This is a genomic window from Saccharomonospora saliphila YIM 90502, assembly GCF_000383795.1.
GTDB lineage: Bacteria > Actinomycetota > Actinomycetes > Mycobacteriales > Pseudonocardiaceae > Saccharomonospora > Saccharomonospora saliphila.
The window spans coordinates 52387-54808 of record NZ_KB912668.1 but is presented as its reverse complement, the minus strand read 5'-3'; the positions used below and the strand labels follow the sequence as shown (position 1 = coordinate 54808).

Sequence of the window (2422 nt, the reverse complement as noted above, 5' to 3'; positions counted from 1 at the left end):
CTTCCGATCTCCGCGAAAGCGCCGCCCGTCCCGCCCCGCATCGCCCCGGCCGCCCGGCCGGACCGGAAACCACGTGGTCGGCGGCCTCGGGCGGCCCCCGCGGTGGTGACCCGGTGTCGTCCCGGTCACTCCGCGTCCGGTTGACCGTCCGCGTCGGGTGCCTAGTGTCCGACGTGACCGGCCGGTCGGCGACCGAGAAGAACACCACACCCGACGAGAAAGGACCACCAGTGGCACCGACGTCCGCGACCACCCGGGGCCGACTCGACGCACCGGAGACAGCGCGGCAGAGTTTCGGCGACGACCCGCTCGCCGTCCGCGAGACCGATCACTACACCCGCGAGTACGTCGGCGGCCTTGTCGACAAGTGGGACGAGCTGATCGACTGGGACCGGCGCGCCGAAGCGGAGGGCACGTTCTTCGTCGACCAACTGCGCCGCCACGGGGCACGGTCCGTGCTCGACGTGGCCACGGGCACCGGATTCCACTCGGTGCGGCTGCGCGAGGCGGGATTCGACACCGTCAGCGCGGACGGCAGCGCGCACATGCTGGCCCGCGCGTTCTCGAACGGGCTCACGCGCGGTCACGTGCTGAGCACCGTGCACGCCGACTGGCGCACGCTGGGCCGGGACGTGGCGGGCCGATTCGACGCGCTCGTCTGCCTGGGCAACTCGTTCACCCACCTGTTCGCCGAGCACGACCGGCGCAAGGCGCTGGCCGAGTTCTACGCGGCGCTGAACCACGACGGCGTGCTGGTGCTCGACCAACGGAACTACGACGCCATCCTCGACGGCGACGCGGGCGGCAACCGCACCTACTACTACTGCGGCACCGAGGTGACGGCCGCGCCCGAGCACGTCGACGAGGGCCTGGCCCGGTACCGCTACACCTTCGCCGACGGCGACGAGTACCACCTCAACATGTGCCCGGTGCGCCGGGACTACGTGCGGCGCCTGCTGCGCGAGGCCGGGTTCGGACGGGTCGACACCTACGGCGACTTCCGCGCCGTCGACGGCGAGGACCAGCCGGACTACTTCATCCACGTGGCGCGCAAGAGCGTCGAGCACACCGACGGCGGAACGGACGAGATCGCGGGCGAACCCGCCGCGTCCGGCCGCGCGGACTGACCCAGCCGGCCGGGGCGTCCACCGGGACGCCCCGGCCACGTGGTCGTCGTCGCACGCGCACCCGCGCCGAGCCCGGGCGCCCTAGGATCGGCCGAGGTGCGTACCCGGTGGGAGTGATTCGTGCGGTCGGTCGAGCGAACGGTGGCGGTCCTGCGCGCCTTCTCGGCGCGGTCTCCCGAGCTGACCCTGACCGAGGTGGCCACCACCTGCGGACTCGATCGCGCGAGCGCCCGGCGCATTTTGCTGTCGCTGGTCGAACTCGGATACCTGCACCACGACGGACGGCAGTACTCGCTCACCCCGAAGGTGCTGGAGTTCGGCTATGCCTACCTGTCGAACCGGTCACTGCCCCAGCTCGCCCGGCCTCATCTGCATCAGCTCAGTGAAACCGTCCGCGAGACGACCGCGCTGGGCGTGCTGGAGGGCGTCGACGTCCGCTACGTCCTCCAGGTGCCGAGCCCGAGGCTGCTGTCGGTGACGATCCCCGTCGGCACCCGGTTTCCCGCGCACGCCGTCTCGCTGGGGAAGGCGCTGCTGGCCGGGCTCAACCCGGAGGAACTGCAACGGAGGCTCGGCGACCGGGCGCTGTCCCCGCTCACCCGGCACACGGTGACCGACCGCGCGGCCCTGCTCGCCGAGCTGGCCACGATCCGGCGCGAGGGCTTCGCCCTCTCGGACGGCGAGCTCGAAGAGGGACTGCGCGGGGTGGCGGTGCCGGTGCGCGACCGGGACGGGCAGGTCGTCGCCGCGGCGAACATCTCGCTCGACGCCCACGCCCTGAGCGCGTCCGACGTCCGGGCCACGGTGGTTCCGATGCTGGTGCGAACCGTCGGGCGGATCGAGGCCGACCTCCGGCTGCGGGCCGGTCACCCCTGAGGCGTTTCCAGGGGCAGCGGGATGATGTGCCCGGTCGCGGCCCGCAGGGCGTCCCGCATGGTCTCCCGCGGGGCCACCGCGCCGGTGAACTGCTCCACCTGGCCGAAGGACTGGTGCAGCAGCATGTCCAGACCGGTGGCGACCCGGCCACCCCGCTCGGACACCGCCTCCGCCAGCGGGGTCGGCCACGGGTGGTAGATCACGTCGAGGACACACGGCACGCGGGCAAGCTCGGTCAGCCAGGCGGCTACCGCCTCGGCCGGGACGGTGTTCACCAGCACCGACGCCCCGGCGACCAGCTCGGCGATGTCGGTGTCGTCCCACCGGTGCACCGAGACGGCCATCCCGCACCCGCGCGCTACCGCCTCGGTGGCGGCGGCGCGCCCCGGGTCCCGGACGACCAGCCGGACGGCGCGGAC

Annotated in this window: 2 protein-coding genes and 1 pseudogene; 2 read left to right on the top strand and 1 reads right to left on the bottom strand. The window is 72.9% G+C overall.

The features are described from left to right. Window positions 1-230: 230 nt before the first annotated feature. Both SACSA_RS0111235 and SACSA_RS22535 read left to right on the top strand, forming a co-directional pair. On the top strand, window positions 231-1127 hold the full coding sequence (locus SACSA_RS0111235; RefSeq protein WP_157596820.1) for a glycine/sarcosine N-methyltransferase: 897 nt from the start codon (window positions 231-233) through the stop codon (window positions 1125-1127). A gap of 120 nt (window positions 1128-1247) precedes the next feature. Beyond that, a complete protein-coding gene (locus tag SACSA_RS22535; protein WP_019815940.1) occupies window positions 1248-2003 on the top strand; it encodes an IclR family transcriptional regulator domain-containing protein in 756 nt (251 codons plus the stop codon). On the opposite strand, the pseudogene SACSA_RS0111225 reads toward SACSA_RS22535, so the two are convergent. Continuing rightward, window positions 1994-2422, bottom strand: a pseudogene (locus tag SACSA_RS0111225) (shikimate dehydrogenase); the annotation flags it as partial. The gene SACSA_RS22535 and the pseudogene SACSA_RS0111225 overlap by 10 nt on opposite strands.